Genomic DNA, 19010 nt, shown 5'->3' on the forward strand with positions numbered 1-19010 from the left:
CCTATTTTGGTATGCACTCCATCACGATTTTTTGCTTACCAGGAAAAGCATTTCCACTGCATGCAAGATGTAATTTATCCTGTCCTTTGACGGAAAATGCAGCAATAGCTATATTAGACCCAGAATCATTTGGCACCGTGAATTCGTTTCTAGAATTAGGTTTAATTTTAAAATAACCTGCTGGTACTCCGCCTCTAAAAAGTTGAGCATTTATTTCAGTATTTTCGAAAGCAGGTTTTTTTGCAGTTGAATATTCTAGGGAATAAGTTACATGAGAGGAAATAGCATTTTCACTAATTAACAGGACTGCTATTCCTAATGCTACCAATGAGGATGCACGCTTTTTATGCCACATAACTTCCTCCCATAATTTTACATTATCACGTTTGATATGCCTTTGTTGTGTAGGCTCACATAATTGAGCTGTTTAATGAAAATTGTCCCTTTTATAAAAAAAGCGACCTGATAGTTTTAAATTTGATTGAAATAACTTTTAACTTAAAAACGTTTTAAGTTAAAATATTCTTTATTTAAAAGATCGAATGTGTGACCGCAATTTTTGTGCATTTTTACTTAAGGAAGTAACCCTCCATAGAAGTATGTAATAACGCTGAAAGTTTATCCATGACCTACAACCAAGTTGATAATACACTGCAATTTATAGCCTAAAGCTATCACCATTTCCTCGTCGTTTAATCGTATCTTTTCATGTTCTACCCTCGTTTAAGGGGGCTTTACATTATCTCTAAAGCAGGTTGGATAAAAATGCCGGTGCAGGTCAGCGTCATAAAGCAAAGACAGGTATTTAAAGCTCTCGATAGCTTCAAGCGCTAATAACATCTAACAAAGCGCGCATGCAAGCTAGATAACTCCTTGTGTTTTCTTAGACAAATCTGTTTTTTCTATATATTATTTATTTAGGTACATAAAAGTACTTTCAAAATGTTAATAGTATAGCCAATGAATTTTATACTAAGCTGTGAGTATTGTAGTGCACCTCATTTAAACCGGTCCACTTAGTTGTTAATTAACGGCTAGTACTATGACTATTATCTAAAGCCGGAAATATCTCTGAAGTTATTTTTTCATTTACTTCGAGATTAAAGCAAAATGTTCTGAGATTTCTAAATGTCTTGTTTAAAATTTATTGATGGATGCCAATCATTTGTCAATGATATTTAAAAAGTAGGAAGCTGTAGAAGAGAAGTCAACATTATACGGTCGGTTGCTTAATGCACTGAAGCGAGCAAATAATCTAATTATATACAAACTTAAAAATATAAATTTAAGAGTAACATTTGTTATGGAAAATATGCTCGACAAAATTAAGCATAGCGTAAGAAATATTTTTAAAATCAACCGTAAAAATGTAATTATAAAAACTAATGATGTTAATTTTAGTATGGATGAAAATTCCGATATATCCATGATTCCCATTATTAATTACCATGTTATTGTGATTTGTGGACTCTTGTTTTTGCTCGTTGCTGGGATATGGGCAAACTTTGCAGTAATGGATGTCGTTACTGTCGGGCAAGGAAAAGTCATTCCATCCAGTAATATGCAAGTTATACAAAATCTAGAAGGCGGAATTATCAAAGATATCTTAGTTAAAATTGGAGATGTCGTCTCGCCTGAACAAGAGTTGATGATTATTGATGATACTAGGTTTGTCTCATCGCTTAAAGAAAGCGAAACCCAAATTTATGGGTTAAAAGCAAAAATCGCACGATTAACTGCTGAGTCCAATGATGCTGAATTATTATTTCCTAAAGACATAGAGGATAAATATCCTCAATATGTAACTTCCGAAAGAAATTTATATCATTCAAGTGAAAAAGAACTTGAAGTTAAATTGAATATTCTTCAAGACGAAGTCAAACAGAAAAGTCAGGAATTAATTGCATCAAAAGGAAAAAAGGAACAGATACAAAGAAGCCTAGAGCTTGTGAAGAAAGAATTTGAACTAACGCAACCACTAGCAAAGTCAGGAGCTGTTTCGCCAGTTGAGGTCTTACGACTTGAAAGAACAGTCAATGATTTACAAGGAGATTTGCAGCAAACTGAACTATCTATTCCTAAATTGGAAGCAAGCTTATCTAGCGCTAAAAGTAAGATGAATGAATTGCGTGCTTCAGATAAGACCGAAGCATTAACCGAGCTGAATAAAGCAAAAGCAGAATATAACAAGTTAGTGGAAACGACAAAAGCTGCCACAGATCGAGTTACTCGGACGATTGTTCGTTCACCAGTAAAAGGAATCATCAATCAAGTTAAAGTAACAACTGTGGGAGGCATTATTCAACCTGGACAAGACTTACTTACAATAGTTCCGTTGAATGATACTTTAGTGATTGAAGCTAAGATTCGCCCTGTTGATATTGGATTTTTAAGACCAGGATTACCAGCTACTATAAAGGTGTCTGCCTATGATTTTTCTATTTATGGTGGTTTAAAGGGTACAGTGGAGCACATTAGTGCAGACACTATTAAAGATGAAAAAAAGAATCCTTTCTATGTGATTCGTGTTCGAACTTCAGGGCGTAATTATTTATTAGGAAAGCATGGTGAAAGATTAAATATTATCTCCGGCATGAGCGTAACTGTTGACGTTTTGACAGGACATAAAACAGTATTAGAATATTTGCTCCAGCCCATCATAAACGCAAAGCAAAGTGCGATGAGGGAAAGGTAAATGATTTTAATTTGATAAGTAAATTTACGAAGTCATTAAGCCTTAATAACATGTCGCTTCAAAGATAAATATGAATGACGAATAAAATTAAGTGAGATGAAAAATAACAATGAAAGTCCATGTTTAACCAGCTCATGCCGCAAGCAAAAATGAAATAGATTCTGTTAACCTTTGGATGTAAGTCCAAAAGAGATCGATGCATGTGTTAATTGCATATAATACTAAAACATTAAAATTGTTGTAATGAGTTGATATATCCGCAGTCCATTCTTTGCTTTTCGCCTACATGCTTGTAGCTAAACAGTTAAGGACTCCCAAAGCTAATATTAAATACGTTATAAATGAATTCGCGGTCAAATTGAAGCTATCGAATGCGCACTGGAGGGTGAAAAAGACTGCACAGAAGTCTTACAGCAAATTGCTGGCGCTCGCGGCGCCATCAACGGCCTGATGGCGGAAGTGATCGAAGACCACATGCACGCTGCCAACCCGTCAGACCGACGCCGAACGCACGAAAGGCGCCGAAGAGCTGATCGACGTCGTTCGTGCCTATCTTAAATAACTGAAGGAAGACCGACATGACTTTGCACCACGATGACAATGACACGGTCCAGTGCGACTTGGGCAAGCAAGCAATGAGCCGTACGTCGGTTCCTGCCGCGCACGATGATCATGCGGACCACGACCATGCGCACGCATTCGAATGGCTAGAGGCGCTACGCATCCTATTCGTCGCCCTTGCTGCAGCTGCGGTGTGGTTCCGTCTTTGGGAACCCTTTACCGGTGTCAGCGTGATCGGGGTAGCCGGTGTACTGGTCGGTGGCTGGCCAATTTTCAAGGAGGCTTTCGAAAACAGCATCGCGCGGCGGATGACGATGGAGCTATCCATGACCATCGCCATCGTGTCGGCCGCCGCGATTTCCGAGTTTTTCACGGCGCTGGTGATTACGCTTTTCGTGCTGGTCGCAGAAGTGCTGGAAGGCATGACCGTCTCTCGCGGTCGCAGTGCGATTCGGGATCTGCTGGATTTCTTGCCGCGCGCCGTCGCGGTCCGGCGTGCCGGTGCGATAACGGAGGTAGATGCCGATTCGCTCGCGGTTGGCGATGCGGTTCTGGTCAATCCAGGCGGCCGCATTCCGGTAGACGGCACGGTGATTTCCGGCCATTCATTTGTGGACCAGGCGCGTATTACAGGTGAATCGCTGCCGATCGAGAAGACGGCAGGCGCTGCTGTCTATGCGGGTTCGATCAACCAGTCTGGGGCGCTGGAAATCCGCGCCGAGCGCATTGGCCGCGACACGAGTTACGGCAAGATCATCGAGGCGGTCGAGCAGGCAGAGCGTTCCCGCGCCCCAGTGCAGCGCCTAGCGGACCAAATGGCAGGCTATCTGGTCTACCTTGCGCTTGGTGCCGCAATTCTGACTTATCTCATCACTCAGAACATTTACTCGACCATCTCGGTAATCATCGTGGCCGGCGCCTGTGGCATCGCGGCTGGTACCCCGCTTGCCATTCTCGGCGCAATCGGGCGAGCCGCGCGGGCCGGCGTCATTATCAAGGGCGGATTGTTCCTGGAACAGCTAGGCAAAGTGAACACGGTGGTCTTGGACAAAACGGGCACCTTGACCTTTGGGGAACCCGAGGTTCAAAAGGTTCTTCCTTGCCCCGGCGTGACAGAGGAAGCCTTGCTCGACGCTGCCGCATCTGCCGAACTACGCTCTGAGCATCCGCTTGGCAAAACCATCGTCGCCTGCGCGCGGGCGCAAGGTCGTCCCCTATCTGAACCCGAACGCTTCGGTTACACCCCAGGGCGCGGCATTGATGCGGCGATTGCCGGTGAGCTTGTATTGGTGGGCAATCAAGCATTGATGCAGGATAATGGCATTGCGGTATCCCAGGCACTGCTCAAGGGACATAAGAACGCATCTGAGATATACGTGGCACGAGGTGGGCAATTACTGGGCGCGATCGCGGTTGCCGATACCGTACGGCCGGAAGCCCGGCAAGCCATCGACGCAATCCATCTTATGGGTATCAAGACGATCCTACTGACCGGTGACGCTAAAGTTGTGGCGCATGTCGTGGCTCAGCAATTGGGTATAGACGAAGTAGCTGCCGATCTCATGCCGGAAGACAAGCTCAACTACGTCAAGCGCTTGGTGGCGAAGGGTCGAGTCGTTGCGATGTTGGGTGATGGCGTAAACGATGCACCGGCTTTGACTGAAGCCACCGTAGGCGTAGCGATGGGCTCGGGCACCGACGTGGCGCGCGACAGCGCGGATGTAGTGCTTCTAGGCAATGATTTAGTCAAGTTTACCGAGACGCTAGCACTTGCCCTACGTACCCGTCGCATTATCTGGCAGAACTTTATCGGAACGGTCGTGGTTGACGTTGTGGGCGTCGGCTTGGCCGCGTTTGGCTTGCTGAACCCGCTATTTGCCGCGTTCATCCACGTCGCCTCTGAGATGGCCTTCATCCTTAACTCGACCCGGCTGCTGCCGAACCGGGTCGGTGGTAAGCGTGCGAATCATTAAGTGGGCGGGTAGTGGCCCAGACGGAGGCAGGCGAGTCGATGAAACTAAAATCGCCCTGTATCGATGCTTGCCGGATTGATACACGAACACATTGGTGTACAGGCTGCGGCCGCACAAGCGTGGCAGAAAATGACTCCCAACCGGCAACGATCTGTGCTGGCTGATTTAGAACATCGCGTTACTCGTTTGCGTGCCGGGCAGCTCTGAAGCTAAATTTGGCGCCTGAGAGGATGAAGAGACGGAAGCAGAACTAGAAGCCGCCCAAAAGCATTATAATGAATTATTTAAAAAGTTAACCGTTAAATCACAGTCGCTCTCTGTTTCAAATTTAAATTTTGAGGTAAAAGTAGGTCACCCAGCCGAGCAAATTATTTATTACGCGGAAAATAACGATATCGATCACATTGTTATGGGCCATGGGGGTAATACTTTTTTTCATCGGCTTTTATGGGGATCAGTTGCGAAGCAAGTCATGATTTATGCTCATTGCGTTATAACTATAGTAAGATGATGAATTATCTTTACGAATTATCGTGGCAAAAACTTGCACTACAATCTAGCAAAAGTTCTTCAAATGAGAAATATTCTAGCGAAAATTAAACTAGCTTATGTAAAATTAGATCGAGAAGTAATGACGCTTTGGTTTTCTTTAAAACATCCCGATACCCCCTGGTATGTAAAGTTACTTGCGATGTTTGTAGTAGCGTATGCACTTAGTCCAATCGATCTCATCCCGGATTTTATTCCTGTGATTGGTTTGTTGGATGATCTGATCATCATTCTTGGAAGTATTTGGCTATTGTTTAGGTTAGTGCCCAATAAAGTACTTGAGGAATGTCGGGCTCTAGCAGATTCATATCTTCAGAAGAAGAAAAAACCTATCAGTTATTTTGGTCTCATTGTTTCGACAGTTTGGATTTTAATAATCTACTTAATTGTTAAATTGCTATCATAGAGCTAATAAACTAAAAATTTTAGATTTCAGTGGGCCAAAATAGTGCCTTCGGTTAAAATTGCGGGAATCACAAAATTTTCTTTAAAAATATTTAATATCAAATTGCATATAATAGATATTCTATGCAAATATTTTGAAATTATACTATATCTTGAGTGTTAGTTTGTTATAATCAACAAGCTAAGTCATTTTTACAATTGATTCAGATAAACGCCCCATACTAATTGAAGCCATCCCAGATCAAAGTGTTTGATTTAACTGCGCTCATCAGGTTTGGAGCATGGATGTTTTGAAGTGGATGTTCCGGAAAACCTAATGCATGATAATAAAATTTATCACGCTTTCTGAAGTGGACATCTAGCTTGGACTGCGAAAGCATAAAATTTAATAATAGAATTAAGTATGGCAATAACACATTGTGGTTTAGATTTCGGTACCAGTAATTCAACACTGGCAATATCTGCGTATTCTAAAGCATCATTAATAGCTCTAAGTGAGGGATCTCCTATCCTTAAATCAGCTATTTATTTTGATTCAGAAGCTAAAGAGCACTTTATCGGGCAATGTGGGATAGATCGCTATTTGGACGATGGTAAAGGTAGATTAATGCTGTCTTTGAAAAGCATTTTAGGTTCTGCCTTATTAAATGAAAAAATTGCAGTATGCGGAAAATGGATAACATACCGAGATATTATAGGTTTAGTAATCAAATATATTAAGGATACTGCTGAAAATCAATTAAATACGGAGCTCACCCAAGTCGTATTAGGACGGCCTGTGCGTTACCATGATACTAACGATGCAAAAGATAAGTTAGCACAGGATACAATGGAACTTATCATGAAGGAGCAAGGGTTTAAAGAAGTTGTCTTTCAATTTGAGCCAATAGCAGCCGCTTTAGATTATGAAAGTACCATTTCTAATGAGCAGCTAGCATTGATTATTGATTTAGGCGGGGGTACTTCAGACTTTACAATAATTAGGCTGAATAATAAAAATAAAACAATAAACCGAAAAACAGATATTCTTGCCAACTGCGGTGTACACATAGGTGGCACTAATTTTGACAAAGATTTGAGTTTTCATACCATTATGCCTTTGTTGGGTAAAGGCAGTACCGTTCGAGGGATGAACGGTGCAAAACTTGAAATGCCTGCTTCACTGTATTTTGACTTAACATCATGGCATTTGCTAAACAATTTATATTCCATTAAAAATATTAATAACATTAAAGATTTATACTTGGTGTCTGATCAAAAGCATTTAATCAAACGTGCCATAACGGTGCTACAGAAAAAATTGGGCCATTATTTGCTGCAGGCATCTGAAAGTTCAAAAATCAGGTTAAGCACCGTTTTAAATGATACCATTAATATATCCAAAGTTGAGCATGGCCTTGCGGTATCTGTCTCTCGAAATGATTTTGAATCCTATTGCCATAATCTAATCAATATATTGCAAAAGACGATACAAACCACGCTTTCTACAGCAGGGGTCAATGCAAACCAAATTGATTCAATATTTTTAACCGGCGGTACCACGCAAATCCCGGTGGTACATCAGATGATAATAAGTATTTTTCCAAATTCACAATTTGTGATTGGTGATGTATATGGAAGCGTAGGGAAAGGACTTGCTATCATTGCCGAAGAATTGTGGGCATAAATCGTCAATGACACCGAATTTGGCCTTTTCAAATTACGATTGTTCGATCTTCACTAAAGGTGGTTATAGACGTAATCACCTTTATCGACAAGATCAGGCGCCTTGATACCACCACTTCCATGTAAGGTTTCGGTAACTAGTCGCTCGTAAATTTCATTTTGTCCTGCTGGCGAAATTACTTTTAAGGATTCTAGGCGTTTATCAATACCAAAGAGACGCTCAATCACCCAAGCTACTAAATATTGAGCAGAAAGACATCCGCCTGCGGTAGCAACATTTCCATTACAAACAAACGGTTTGTCAATTACTTCAACGCCCATAGCTTGTAATTCAGATTTTGCTTCTGGATGCGTTGTTGCTGGACCATTATTTAAAAGCCCTAACTTAGCTAATATAAATGAGCCTGCACAAATGGATCCAATCAGCTGTTTTTGAGAATTTAACGAAAATGTCTCTAGAAATATCTTATCTTTTATAACCGTACTTATGCCTATTTTTCCACTTGAAAATAATACAACGTCGGCATTATTCGCTTCCATAATATTTCCATGAGTTGTAACAAGCAGACCGTGAGTTGATTGGTGTTGTTCTTTTGTGCCTAATATTTTAACCTGCCAATCCGTTTTATTTCGGCAGAGAATATCCCACATCAAAAATAGATCTATATCGGTAAAATGATCAAAGATGACTATCGCAATTTTTTTCATGATTACCCCTCTTCATTAATCGAGACAATTTCAGAATTAATTCCATCATTTCTTCTTCACTACGTCTATTTATTGTTTAATTTCTTAAGTTGATCGCTTTATCAAAAGTATACTAAACAATACTCTTTAATATGCTTTTAATATTGTTCCTCAATAAAGAATGATGCCCTTCGTTTTCGATTAGGTTTAGCTTCGCACCAGGAATCGTATTTTCGTATACTTTGGCATGAGAAATGGGAGATTGAGAATCCAAGGAGCGATGCCAAATTTGAATAGGATATTTAATTTTTTCTAATTCAAATCCCCATGGTTTGAATAGCAATTTCATTTCATCACTAGGGCCTGCAATACCATTTCTAAATGCTTCAATTGTGCTATCAATGATTGCTTTTCTTTGCTCAACATCTTTAAAAAAAGCTTGATCGACTTCAGGCAAGCTTTTTACCATTTGTGACATCATTTTGTCGGATGTCTTAACGTTAGTATCGTCAGCCACATCATTAAGCTAGGTAGCCAGGGCATTATACCTAACAACCAATTCTAGTTTGTCTTCTTTCAAATCCACTTGATAAAACTCCAACTACCTTGCGTTGTAGTCTTGAATCAAAAATATCCTCTGACGGTGGTTTCAATGTCATCCAGATGTACTCGCTTTTGCGTCATACTGTCACGCTCACGGATGGTCACCGTATTAAAGAGCGCCGGATCCCCATCTTTACCGATGGTTTCAAAATCAATGGTAATACATAAGGGGGTCCCGATTTCATCATGACGACGATAACTCTTACCAATATTTCCCGTATCTTCATAAGAGACCCGACCAATACCTAAAGCTTGAATGCGTTTACGGATAACTTTAGTTTTGGCCACAATATCGGGATTATTTTTTGCTAATGGGATGACCGCCACTTTGACTGGGGCAAGATGGGGCTTTAATTTCAATACAATACGTTCTTTGCCGTCGCCCAAGACTTCTTCTGTATAGGCTTCAGAGAGTATCGCTAAGATACCACGGTCAACGCCGGCGGAAGGCTCAATCACATACGGCACGCAATTTTCATTGGTTTTCGGATCTAAAATTTGGAGTTTGGTTATACTGTGTTCATTAGGATTCACTTTGGCTTTGATATTTAAAGCGCCTTGCTCTTTAGAATGGGAACCCAAATCGAAATCTGTACGGTTCGCGATGCCTTCGAGCTCTTCTAAGCCATGGGGGAAATTGTATAAAATATCGACGGTCTTCTTGGCATAGTGCGCCAATTCAGCCTCTGGCTGCACAAACAATTTCAAATTTTCTTTAGATAAACCCTGATCTTGCCACCAAGCCACACGTGTTTCTACCCATGCATCATGCCATTGCTCATCTTCACCAGGCTTCACAAAAAATTCGATTTCCATTTGCTCAAATTCACGCACGCGAAAAATGAAATTCCGTGGTGTAATTTCATTACGAAAGGCTTTGCCGATTTGCGCCACACCAAAAGGTAATTTTTGAAAGGTAGAGTCCACGATATTACGAAAATTCACAAAAATGCCTTGCGCAGTCTCTGGTCGTAGATATGCAAATGAAGCATTGTCCTCCACAGGCCCAATCCGTGTTTTAAACATCATGTTAAAAGGACGCGGCTCCGTTAAGTTTTTAGAGCCACAGGCTTCACACTGACCATCTTTTAAGTGATCAACCCGCCAACGCTTTTTACAATCGTAACAATCGACCATGTTATCGGAAAAGGTATCTTCATGGCCCGAATATTTAAAGACCATTTGATGCGATAAAATCGCGGAGTCTAAACCTACCATATCATCACGCTCATAGATATTCGCGCGCCACCAGGCCGCTTTAAGGTTATTTTTGAGCTCAACCCCGAGTGGACCATAGTCGTAGACGCCTTGCAGCCCACCATAAATTTCACCGCTTTGAAAAATAAAGCCGCGGCGTTTACAAAAAGACATGATTTCATCCAGATTTTTTGCAGGCATGTTAGGAATTCCAATCGATTAAATTGCCATGGATTGTAAGTAATTAGCAGCCTAAGCACAAAATATTTTGGCACGATGAGGCAACGCTCACAGAAGGCCTCAAGGTATCTATCTGGCTAACTATCGCTCATATCTGCCCCGTACAATCCAAAGATAAAGTCTCTTCTTTTTATACGTATAAACCGTTAATACCGTCTATCAGATAAGCCACTTCAATTTATAACCTTTTAATTAAATAACATCCAACAGTACCATTACGATGTTCATGCCGTTCGAATTCAATATTAAATCCCAATTTTTGATACCATGCGCAAGCAGGCCAATCTTTAAGGGTAAAGACCGTCATAGCCTTACAACCCTTTAGTTTTGCCCATTCTTGAGCCTTCTCAACTAATAATTTGCCATAACCTTGACCACGATAGTTCTCGTCTACCCATAACCCACCTATTTCTGCTGGGCCAAAATTGTCAAATCCTGAAATGGCAGCAATTACCTTACTTTCATCATAAACGACGTAAAAGTAACCACCAGTACCTTCTAATCCACGTTTCGCAGCATATTCGTTGATGCCTTGATGGATAATGGTATAAAAGTCTTCTGAAGGAGATTCAATATGAACAACTGGATTCAACGCCATTGTAACTTTCCTATTAGCATGAATATACTTCTGGGTAACGGAAGTATTTCTCATTAAACTTAAACTCTGGTGACACCATGACACAGTTTTCTGGTCTTGCTAAAATGGCAGTATATTCATTTTCATTTAAGAACCTATCTGGGCAAAATTGCAAAACAACTTTATTAAATGATTCAGGGATGATTTCAATAATATCACTCAATTTCTGTTCATTCTGAGAAACGATTTCACGCAAATAAAGTGTGTTATCAATCACCTGATGTAAAACAATCGTACCTAACCTGTCAGAATACCCTATTTTGCCATACATGCTATTAAGAATAAAAAGCGTTATTGCATTTTTTCCGTTGAAACTAAATTGGTTTGATAATGGTAAGCTCTTAGGAAGTAATTTATTTAGTAAAGCGAAATCATCTGAATTATCTAAATTTAAATACCTTAGATCGCCTTTTTTTGAGGAAAAGCCGCTTTCCTTTAATACGAAATCATACTCTGGCAGCATGATTGTGTATGGATAATTTCTAAACAAATATGGTTTTTGAGTCATCAAGAAAGAAGATTCATAGTTTTGTTTGACATAATCCATCACTTCATTCATCAATTGTTTAAAATATCCCTTTCCTCGATCGATTGGGTTCACACCAACAGCATGTATGGCTGCGGTCTGATGGATATTACCATTCAGAACAACAGTGAGAGGTAATACGCCAACATGGGCGACAATTTTTCCCTTGTCCTCAATAACAAAAGGAATTGATGCATCAGACCAAGATGCACCATAATGCATACCTTTTAAGGCAAATTGCTTACATCCCGGAAATATTTCATCAACAAATGTAATGCACTTTTCAAAAAGCGCTTTGTCTTTACTATAATCAGCTATCATATTACTTTAGTACCTTATTAATCAGAATCATCAAGTTCGTCTTGAGTGGGTTTCTGAAACCAACTGGACCATAAATCCAATTGTGCTTCATCAACTTTAAACGTATCTTCTGGAAGACTAGCATTACGTTCGCTTAAGCGTTTCAGAAGTTCTTCTCTTGAAACATCTAAAAAGCACACCTTTGTGCGAGCTCCGTGCGCTTTTGCTCGTGCTCTATAATCATCGCGTTCAGAACGACCCCAGAAACCATAATCCAGGATCGCATTTACTCCAAGACTTAATACTCGTGCAGCAATTTCCCATTGAATTTGCTCAACAACTGCCCGCTTAGCCTCGTCATACCCATCCCCCACTATCCTTGACATCCATTCATCGGGCGTTAAGCGCAGTGCATTTTTCTCAATTTCTAACATTTTTGCAAAGGTTGTTTTGCCGGCACCGGGTAATCCACAAATTAAATATAATGTTGGCTTATTTGATTGCATATTATCCCCTCTCGTTCCCATTGAAATCATCTTGGTAACTTTGCCACAAATCTCGCACAGGTCCAGGATTATTCAATAGCACTGAAATTGGCCCGCTGGCTATAATTTGCCCTTGTTCAAGCATAATCACGCTATCAAAATTGGGCAATAAATGTAAACGATGTAGCGAGATTATCATTGCTGACTCTGGGAAAGCATTAATCACACCCGATAGAATTTCTTTTTCAGTTGGTAAGTCAACACTCGAAGTAGGCTCGTCCATCAGTATTAAAGAACTAAGTCGAGCTGCAAATAGGCCGCGCGCTAATGCTAACCTTTGCTTTTGACCAACAGATAAATTAAGCCCCTTTTCACGGATATCTGTTTCAAGGCCAGAGGGTAGTGATTTAAGAACCTTGGAAAAACCGGCAAGCTTTACTACTCTTTGAATCTCGTCTGCATCTGCAGGTAAGTCCATGGTAATATTAAAGGCTATTGTATTTTCAAATATTTCGGGGTCTTGAGGTATCAAAGTTGTTATAGTTTGCAATGGCTCAAGCGAATCAAATACGACTTCATCAATTTTAAGCTGTATACTAGACGGCGTATAAAGACCACATAATAGGTTTAATAAAGTACTTTTACCGCCTCCGCTTGAACCAATGAGCGCAATTTTTTCTCCGCGCTTTATTTTAAAATCTATTTTATTGAAAATTTGGCCGCGTCCAACACCGACTGCATGATGAAATGCGAGATCATTAACCTCAATTGTATGCCATTGTCTAGCAGTTGCGCTGCCTTGAGGTAGATGCGCTAAACGTTGAATATCATCAAGGATTGGCTGTACTCCTTTTACGTCCGTATCCATTCGAACTATTTCACCCAAGTGCATACTTAAGTCTTGAAACACAGAGTTAATTTCCCATTGATAGCGAAAAATCATGACAACCAGACCTATCATGATTGCGCCTGTCGCATTTAGAGAATGGATCACATATCCAATTAGAAGTCCGGCTTGCACTATGGATAATAAAATCATCATAGCAAACCACTTTACTTCATTTAACACGACTTCTTTGTTAAAAAATGGCCAAATTGACATCATGCGTTGAAACAAGTTGCTGTGTGTAAGCTCACCCAAACGCAATGTTAATACCGTAGTCATGTTGCTTATGTAATCAAAAAGTACTGCACCAACATGATTCTCGATTTCATTTTCAGTATCATATAGCGGTATTAATCTACGATCGAAAAATACAATCATTGTTAATACAAGAGCGCAACTAAACAAACTAATTAGTCCTATAGGTAATGATATCCATAGTAAAAATCCAATTGAAGTTAAAAACCGAACAATCGTTTCAATATAAATAAATTGATCGCCTGCGAAGCGATAAAGTGATGCTGCGGAACGGTTTACTCGTGTAATAGTATTACCAGAATGGTGATCTTGGTGCCATTTAAGTGGTAAATGCGTCATATCTTCATAGAGCTTTAACTTAAAGGCCTGCTGTATTTTTAAAGCAATCTTTCGTTCTATAACTCGTGCGGGACCATGAAACAACCAAAACAGCAATAAGACACCAACACCAAAACAAAGCCAATAAATAACCTCATTAAGTCTATTTGGAGCAAAATTTTGCAGCACATCAATCGCACGACCAAAAGCGTAGGGGCTTAAGCTTAAGCTCACTTGAGCGAGAATAAAAGCTACATAATAACCAATTATCGCAAGTCGGAACGATGCACCATAATGCCAAACGGTCTGAATTAGGCTAATGTAAGGTATTTTAGATGATTTTTTAAAGTTCATATCAAATCTCCAAATAAAAAAACCGAGCCTAGATTTATGATTAGTAATCACACAAGTGCTCGGTTTTTTAAGAAATCTGATAACTATCAGCAAAAGCTATACACGACCTGTGCGAAAACTTTAGTGGCTGATAATTAAAAACATGTATGAACTCCTTGGAGAGTTGCTGTTGAAATGATTTTTAGCGATATTAGCAATAAAATTGCTTATTGACCAGTATTATAATGTATTTGATTGATAATCCTTGTATTTAAGCTGACAAATGGTTATAAAGCGGCCCCCCTATAACACAGCTCAGAATCTGTTATTGAGTCGAAATGCTAAGATTAAACATCTTTTCTCAAAAAGATCCGATCATAACCTAATAGATACCCTGGAATTATCCCAATCTCATTAAATCCATGTTTTTGATAGAATTCTTGGGCTTGAAACGCATAAGTGTCAACAAAGATCTTTGGAATCCCTTTATCTAAAGCTACTCTATCAATCATGGAAATAATTTTGGTCCCTATTCCTCTTTTACGATAACTTTCATTGAGCCATAAAACATCAATGTAAAGAGCATCGCTGTGTTCCCAAACAAGCGCTCCGCCCACAATCTGGTTATTTTCTTTAGCATATACATTAAAATGAGTTGCCTTTTCCTTTATCACTTCTCTGTTGAAATTAACGATACCTTCTCGCAATACCTTGTCATCTTCTGGCTTCGGGGCTTGATCAATAGTGTATACAATATCCATTATTTCTCCAGAACATGATCTGCAATTATTTCATCAATAATCCGCAGCGGTTCTGCAGCTTCAGCTGCGTTTGAATCAGTTATCCCAGCTGCAACAATCAAACCTTTCCATAAGGTCCAAGCCCGACCACGAGCCCATGTGTTAACATCAAGTTGTAGCTTCTTGCGAAAAACTTCGCGACTTTCACCTTTAAAAAAAGTCCAAGCAATGGCAAGATCGCAGGCAGGATCACCAACGCCTAATTGACCGAAATCAATTACAGCGCTCAAACGCCCCTTCTTCACCAATAAGTTACCAACGCTAACGTCACCGTGGATCCACACTGGCATTCCCTGCCAGCTTGTTTCAATAGCGCTTTCCCAAATTTCAGTTGCCAAACCAACATCGATTTTGCCTTTCAAGACATTTATAGCCTGTTTGGTCTCGGCATCATAGGTCGACAGATCCCCGCCGCGATAAAAATTATGTGGCCCAGGCTTTGGTCCATTTGTTGAATCAATAGCATGTAACGCAAGAAGAAAACCTGCAAGCGTAGCTGCAAACTTGGTTATATCGTCTATTTGGCCTTTTGAGGCCGATTCTCCCTCAATCCAGCGATAGATAGACCATTTCCATGGGTAACCCTCCCCAGGCTCACCCATCGCTAAAGGGCTCGGGATCTCCAAAGGTAGTAATGGAGCCAATTTTGGTAACCAATATTGTTCCTTTTCAACCTGGAAGGCATACTCTTCATCGCTCGGCATACGAATTAGCATTTCCGAGCCCAGATGAAAGGTTCGGTTATCCCATCCACTTTTCGCTACGGGCTGAATTAGCAAGTCCTTCCATTGCGGAAATTGCGATGTCACAAGTCGATGTACGAGATTAGTATCTATGTTTATCTGAATATTATTCATTAAAGTCCATTAATTACATTGATGAGCTCATGTTTAACTTTATAAATATTTAAAATGGTGGGAAGCACTTGGTGTACTTGCGCTTCACCTAGTTTTTTCTCTTCAAAATTTTGCGGTTCAATTACCCTTTTAATATTGTACACCATCCAATTGATCCAATTCCCCAAAACACCCCAAAAAGCTGCGTCAATATATCTCATGTCTATGATGCCGCCAGCTTCCTTATATGCATATATCATGCTACAAAATAGTTCTTTATTAAACCCCGTTGTAATGCCAGACCAGTCTAATGCGGCATTAATAATTTCATAGGTTGGATTAAGTTTTCGAGCGGATTCCCAGTCAATAAGCAAAGGCTGATTTTCATCCGTCCACATAACATTTTTTTGATCGAGATCACCATGGCTAATGACGATGTTGCCTCTGAGAATATCAATAGCATTGATATAATTTTCATTTATATCTAATAAAATATCTATATTTTTTAGAAGTTCAGTTGAAAAAACGACATCGTTTCTTTTAGCTTCGTCAACCAGTTCAATTAATGATTGTTTACTATGAATATCAAACTCAGGCTCTTCTAACTCAGCCAAATTTAGATTAATATGATGAATCATTGCTAAAATTCGAGCAATTTCTAAAGCCCGTTTTTGATTTATAGCATCCTTGTCGAGTACTTTGGCATTACCCCAGGAATAAGTTAAATAACCTGTATTATCAACAATAAAAAGATACTTTTCATTCTTGCTTATAGCATAAATGGCTGGGATCCCCTTATTTGCAAATTGATTAGCAATACGCTCCGTTAGCTCATAATTACGAATAATTTTCTCATCTTTCAAATTAATATTCTTAGACAATTGCTTCACAGCATAAGAACCATTTGATGTATCAATACGCCACATGATATGCAGTAATCCGCCATGAACTCTTAGAGGTTCATGAACAAGCTGGCCAAGATTAAAATGCTCTAGTAGCTTTAGGAGGTGCGCTTGGTTCATGTAAATTACTCAATATTTTTCTTATAACTCGTTCAATTTTTTCAATATAATATCGCTAGCCTGCTTTGCCGTTAAATGTGTGACGTCTAATGTAAGCGTATTTTGATGTTCTGGTGTCAAAACCTTAGACTTGATAAATTGCTGCCGCACTGCATCAGCATCAATCATTTTATGATTTATCTTTCGTTCATCAGATATCACCCTTTTGCATAACTCATCTACTTCACATATAAGTCTAACAGGCAAATATTTACTACCTCTTTTGGCCGCAACGTTCTCTACTTTTCGATAAATCAACATGTCTGTTTCATTTCCTTCAATCAGCTCATTTGTAAAAATAAAGCTGTAATCTGCCGGCGATATGTTGGTTATGGTGTCAAATACAACATCTCTAATTATCGCTATGTTCTTCCAAACTTCAGAGGGCAAAGGCGTTTTACCATCGGCATGAATAAGGCTTAAAACCGGATTATTACTTAAGTGATTTGAAACTAATTTCATATTGGTTTGCGCAATAATTTCTTTAGCAATTGTCAGCTTCCCAGTGCCCGCAAAGCCAATTAAATATATTATTGTGTTATTAATCATATTAAATGCTTTTTAAAGTAATATTGTTTAAACTTTGCTGGACAATCGTCCATAACGCCATAAATCTCATATCCATGCCGCAAATAAAAATCTTTCACATTATCAAATTCAAATGCATGCATTTGAGAAAGTTTGGCACCTTTTTTCCTAGCTTCTTCTTCCACTTTCGATAACAATATGCTACCAAACCCCTTTCCTCTGTATTCTTCTTTGACGTAAAGCACATTGACGTAAAGAAATTCTCCAAAATAGAAGCAGCAATTAATACCTGCAATAATTCCGTCATTATCTTTAACGTAAAAGTTCAAGGATGTTTCAGGTTCACCGGAAAAAGCGAGCAGCGATCTATTATAGTTGTTAATTTGAGATTCTACCCAGTCAATTTCATCTTTTGTACTTTCGATAATTTTGTAGTCTTGTGAAGCTAAATTCGCCACTATTTTCCTAATCCTTTAGTTTCTTTTTTAAAAAATACCGTTTATGCCCTTCTGGACAATCATCAAGAATACCGAAGATATCAAACCCATGCTTGAGATAAAATTCCTTTGCTTGGAAGTCAAAGGTATCGGTATGAGCTAATTTAGCACCTAATGCTTTGGCCTCTGATTCCACTTTATTTATTAAAAAAGATCCTAACTGTTGGTGCCGGTAATCTTTTTCAACAAACAAAATCGCAATATATAACAGATTCCACATATACATATCCGCATTGATACCTGCGATGATTTTGCCATTATCTTTAAGGCAATAATTCAGCGGCACAACAAGAGGTTGTTGTGTGGTAGGAACTTGTTCAGCATTATAGTCACCTAATCGATTATCAAGGTATTCTTGCTCTTCTTTAGTGCTCTGTGCACATTCATAGTCCATAATTTTCTCATTTTAAGTAGTGATCAGCCGCCGCTTTAATACAAGCTTCTCGAATTTTCCATAGCTGATCTAAATCTTGCACTGGATAGCTTGGATTGTTTTTAAGCCAAGTCTTGAGCTTTCCCTTATGATTTAATGGCTTTTGATATAATTCAAACGGTGAAATTTCTTGCTCATCAAAAATATCAAAGCCCAATTCCGTTTTTATTGATTCTGGGAATGTGACATCTAAAATTTGCTCCCGATATTTTAAATAGCAATGTCCTTCTAAAATAAAAGGTAAACCATGATCGTCTAAGGTGTTACCTATTGCAGGTGTGTTTTGCTTATTCATGTGATAATAACCAAACATCAGTTTAACAGGCAATTCATTATCCTGAGCAAGCGCAGCTAAAAACGCATGTTTGGTGCTGCATGTGCCCCTCTTTTCTTCAAGCACGCAGGTGATCGTTGAGCTTTGATTTCGACCATATGGCAATTGGTTAACAAAGTCTAAAGCACCCTGGTAAGTGGTGACTCCATACCTTTTTATTTTTTGGCCAATTTCAGTATCACCAAGCTTTAAATCATACACAAAAT

General features: G+C 39.5%; 20 protein-coding genes and 2 pseudogenes. 7 read left to right on the top strand and 15 right to left on the bottom strand.

Going from position 1 to position 19010, the window contains the following annotated elements; all coding sequences use genetic code 11:
• Nucleotide 1: 1 nt before the first annotated feature.
• Nucleotides 2-355 carry a hypothetical protein gene (locus tag HT99x_RS15755; protein ID WP_075067438.1) on the bottom strand — a complete coding sequence of 118 codons (354 nt, stop codon included), beginning with the start codon at nucleotides 353-355 and terminating at the stop codon, nucleotides 2-4.
• Nucleotides 356-1303: 948 nt separating this feature from the next.
• Here HT99x_RS15755 and HT99x_RS15760 point away from each other — a divergent pair.
• The 7 genes and pseudogenes from HT99x_RS15760 (at nucleotide 1304) to HT99x_RS15780 (ending at nucleotide 7849) form a co-directional block, all read left to right on the top strand.
• Complete coding sequence (locus HT99x_RS15760; RefSeq protein ID WP_235528490.1) at nucleotides 1304-2695, top strand: HlyD family type I secretion periplasmic adaptor subunit; 1392 nt, start codon at nucleotides 1304-1306, stop codon at nucleotides 2693-2695.
• Between the two features lie 345 nt (nucleotides 2696-3040).
• Nucleotides 3041-3257 (top strand): annotated as a pseudogene (locus HT99x_RS15765) (metal/formaldehyde-sensitive transcriptional repressor).
• 16 nt (nucleotides 3258-3273) lie between these two features.
• Nucleotides 3274-5229, top strand: coding sequence for a heavy metal translocating P-type ATPase (locus HT99x_RS15770; RefSeq protein ID WP_083482981.1), 1956 nt, complete (start codon nucleotides 3274-3276; stop codon nucleotides 5227-5229).
• 38 nt (nucleotides 5230-5267) lie between these two features.
• Nucleotides 5268-5393 (top strand): DUF1289 domain-containing protein, encoded by a 126-nt coding sequence (locus HT99x_RS16020; RefSeq protein ID WP_083482982.1) that lies wholly within the window; start codon nucleotides 5268-5270, stop codon nucleotides 5391-5393.
• Nucleotides 5394-5482: 89 nt separating this feature from the next.
• A pseudogene (locus HT99x_RS16025) lies at nucleotides 5483-5740 on the top strand (universal stress protein); the annotation flags it as partial.
• A 63-nt stretch (nucleotides 5741-5803) separates the two neighbouring features.
• On the top strand, nucleotides 5804-6184 hold the full coding sequence (locus HT99x_RS15775; RefSeq protein ID WP_075067439.1) for a DUF1232 domain-containing protein: 381 nt from the start codon (nucleotides 5804-5806) through the stop codon (nucleotides 6182-6184).
• 402 nt (nucleotides 6185-6586) lie between these two features.
• Nucleotides 6587-7849, top strand: a complete 1263-nt coding sequence (locus HT99x_RS15780) for an Hsp70 family protein (protein ID WP_075067440.1) — start codon at nucleotides 6587-6589, stop codon at nucleotides 7847-7849.
• A gap of 53 nt (nucleotides 7850-7902) precedes the next feature.
• Here the strand turns inward: HT99x_RS15780 and HT99x_RS15785 are convergent, their stop codons facing one another.
• The 14 genes from HT99x_RS15785 to HT99x_RS15850 all read right to left on the bottom strand — a co-directional run bounded on the left by HT99x_RS15785 (nucleotide 7903) and on the right by HT99x_RS15850 (nucleotide 19005).
• Nucleotides 7903-8556, bottom strand: coding sequence for a DJ-1/PfpI family protein (locus HT99x_RS15785; protein ID WP_075067441.1), 654 nt, complete (start codon nucleotides 8554-8556; stop codon nucleotides 7903-7905).
• A 112-nt stretch (nucleotides 8557-8668) separates the two neighbouring features.
• The gene (locus HT99x_RS15790) at nucleotides 8669-9052 is read right to left on the bottom strand and encodes a hypothetical protein (RefSeq protein WP_139016647.1); all 384 of its coding nucleotides are present in this window, start codon (nucleotides 9050-9052) and stop codon (nucleotides 8669-8671) included.
• A gap of 107 nt (nucleotides 9053-9159) precedes the next feature.
• Nucleotides 9160-10536 carry a glycine--tRNA ligase gene (locus tag HT99x_RS15795; protein WP_075067443.1) on the bottom strand — a complete coding sequence of 459 codons (1377 nt, stop codon included), beginning with the start codon at nucleotides 10534-10536 and terminating at the stop codon, nucleotides 9160-9162.
• A 217-nt stretch (nucleotides 10537-10753) separates the two neighbouring features.
• The gene (locus HT99x_RS15800) at nucleotides 10754-11173 is read right to left on the bottom strand and encodes a GNAT family N-acetyltransferase (protein WP_075067444.1); all 420 of its coding nucleotides are present in this window, start codon (nucleotides 11171-11173) and stop codon (nucleotides 10754-10756) included.
• Nucleotides 11174-11186: 13 nt separating this feature from the next.
• A complete protein-coding gene (locus HT99x_RS15805; RefSeq protein ID WP_075067445.1) occupies nucleotides 11187-12059 on the bottom strand; it encodes a GNAT family N-acetyltransferase in 873 nt (290 codons plus the stop codon).
• A 17-nt stretch (nucleotides 12060-12076) separates the two neighbouring features.
• Nucleotides 12077-12544 (bottom strand): AAA family ATPase, encoded by a 468-nt coding sequence (locus tag HT99x_RS15810; protein ID WP_075067446.1) that lies wholly within the window; start codon nucleotides 12542-12544, stop codon nucleotides 12077-12079.
• 1 nt (nucleotide 12545) lies between these two features.
• Nucleotides 12546-14336 (bottom strand): ATP-binding cassette domain-containing protein, encoded by a 1791-nt coding sequence (locus HT99x_RS15815; protein WP_075067447.1) that lies wholly within the window; start codon nucleotides 14334-14336, stop codon nucleotides 12546-12548.
• A gap of 326 nt (nucleotides 14337-14662) precedes the next feature.
• Nucleotides 14663-15076 (bottom strand): GNAT family N-acetyltransferase, encoded by a 414-nt coding sequence (locus tag HT99x_RS15820; protein WP_075067448.1) that lies wholly within the window; start codon nucleotides 15074-15076, stop codon nucleotides 14663-14665.
• A complete protein-coding gene (locus HT99x_RS15825) occupies nucleotides 15076-15972 on the bottom strand; it encodes a phosphotransferase (protein ID WP_075067449.1) in 897 nt (298 codons plus the stop codon). The genes HT99x_RS15820 and HT99x_RS15825 overlap by 1 nt, the downstream gene beginning before the upstream one ends.
• Nucleotides 15972-16973: a phosphotransferase gene (locus HT99x_RS15830; RefSeq protein WP_075067450.1), complete on the bottom strand. Its 1002-nt coding sequence runs from the start codon at nucleotides 16971-16973 to the stop codon at nucleotides 15972-15974. The genes HT99x_RS15825 and HT99x_RS15830 overlap by 1 nt, the downstream gene beginning before the upstream one ends.
• 21 nt (nucleotides 16974-16994) lie before the next feature.
• Nucleotides 16995-17561, bottom strand: a complete 567-nt coding sequence (locus HT99x_RS15835; RefSeq protein ID WP_083482985.1) for a hypothetical protein — start codon at nucleotides 17559-17561, stop codon at nucleotides 16995-16997.
• Entirely contained in the window at nucleotides 17558-17998 is a 441-nt protein-coding gene (locus HT99x_RS15840) for a GNAT family N-acetyltransferase (protein ID WP_075067451.1), read from the bottom strand. Before HT99x_RS15840 ends, HT99x_RS15835 begins: the two co-directional genes overlap by 4 nt.
• A 7-nt stretch (nucleotides 17999-18005) precedes the next feature.
• A complete protein-coding gene (locus HT99x_RS15845; RefSeq protein ID WP_083482987.1) occupies nucleotides 18006-18431 on the bottom strand; it encodes a GNAT family N-acetyltransferase in 426 nt (141 codons plus the stop codon).
• Nucleotides 18432-18438: 7 nt separating this feature from the next.
• On the bottom strand, nucleotides 18439-19005 hold the full coding sequence (locus HT99x_RS15850) for a hypothetical protein (RefSeq protein WP_075067453.1): 567 nt from the start codon (nucleotides 19003-19005) through the stop codon (nucleotides 18439-18441).
• Nucleotides 19006-19010 lie beyond the last annotated feature (5 nt).

The organism is Candidatus Berkiella aquae (assembly GCF_001431295.2).
In the GTDB taxonomy this organism is placed as follows: Bacteria; Pseudomonadota; Gammaproteobacteria; order Berkiellales; family Berkiellaceae; genus Berkiella; species Berkiella aquae.

Excerpts from the sequence above, each read along its gene's own strand:
- HT99x_RS15795 (WP_075067443.1), bottom strand. The coding sequence starts at position 10,536 with ATGCCTGCAAAAAATCTGGATGAAATCATGTCTTTTTGTAAACGCCGC.
- HT99x_RS15830 (WP_075067450.1), bottom strand. The coding sequence starts at position 16,973 with ATGAACCAAGCGCACCTCCTAAAGCTACTAGAGCATTTTAATCTTGGC.
- HT99x_RS15760 (WP_235528490.1), top strand. The coding sequence starts at position 1,304 with ATGGAAAATATGCTCGACAAAATTAAGCATAGCGTAAGAAATATTTTT.
- HT99x_RS15815 (WP_075067447.1), bottom strand. The coding sequence starts at position 14,336 with ATGAACTTTAAAAAATCATCTAAAATACCTTACATTAGCCTAATTCAG.
- HT99x_RS15770 (WP_083482981.1), top strand. The coding sequence starts at position 3,274 with ATGACTTTGCACCACGATGACAATGACACGGTCCAGTGCGACTTGGGC.
- HT99x_RS15810 (WP_075067446.1), bottom strand. The coding sequence starts at position 12,544 with ATGCAATCAAATAAGCCAACATTATATTTAATTTGTGGATTACCCGGT.
- HT99x_RS15785 (WP_075067441.1), bottom strand. The coding sequence starts at position 8,556 with ATGAAAAAAATTGCGATAGTCATCTTTGATCATTTTACCGATATAGAT.
- HT99x_RS15755 (WP_075067438.1), bottom strand. The coding sequence starts at position 355 with ATGTGGCATAAAAAGCGTGCATCCTCATTGGTAGCATTAGGAATAGCA.
- HT99x_RS15845 (WP_083482987.1), bottom strand. The coding sequence starts at position 18,431 with ATGGACTATGAATGTGCACAGAGCACTAAAGAAGAGCAAGAATACCTT.
- HT99x_RS16020 (WP_083482982.1), top strand. The coding sequence starts at position 5,268 with ATGAAACTAAAATCGCCCTGTATCGATGCTTGCCGGATTGATACACGA.
- HT99x_RS15820 (WP_075067448.1), bottom strand. The coding sequence starts at position 15,076 with ATGGATATTGTATACACTATTGATCAAGCCCCGAAGCCAGAAGATGAC.
- HT99x_RS15825 (WP_075067449.1), bottom strand. The coding sequence starts at position 15,972 with ATGAATAATATTCAGATAAACATAGATACTAATCTCGTACATCGACTT.
- HT99x_RS15780 (WP_075067440.1), top strand. The coding sequence starts at position 6,587 with ATGGCAATAACACATTGTGGTTTAGATTTCGGTACCAGTAATTCAACA.
- HT99x_RS15835 (WP_083482985.1), bottom strand. The coding sequence starts at position 17,561 with ATGATTAATAACACAATAATATATTTAATTGGCTTTGCGGGCACTGGG.
- HT99x_RS15800 (WP_075067444.1), bottom strand. The coding sequence starts at position 11,173 with ATGGCGTTGAATCCAGTTGTTCATATTGAATCTCCTTCAGAAGACTTT.
- HT99x_RS15805 (WP_075067445.1), bottom strand. The coding sequence starts at position 12,059 with ATGATAGCTGATTATAGTAAAGACAAAGCGCTTTTTGAAAAGTGCATT.
- HT99x_RS15775 (WP_075067439.1), top strand. The coding sequence starts at position 5,804 with ATGAGAAATATTCTAGCGAAAATTAAACTAGCTTATGTAAAATTAGAT.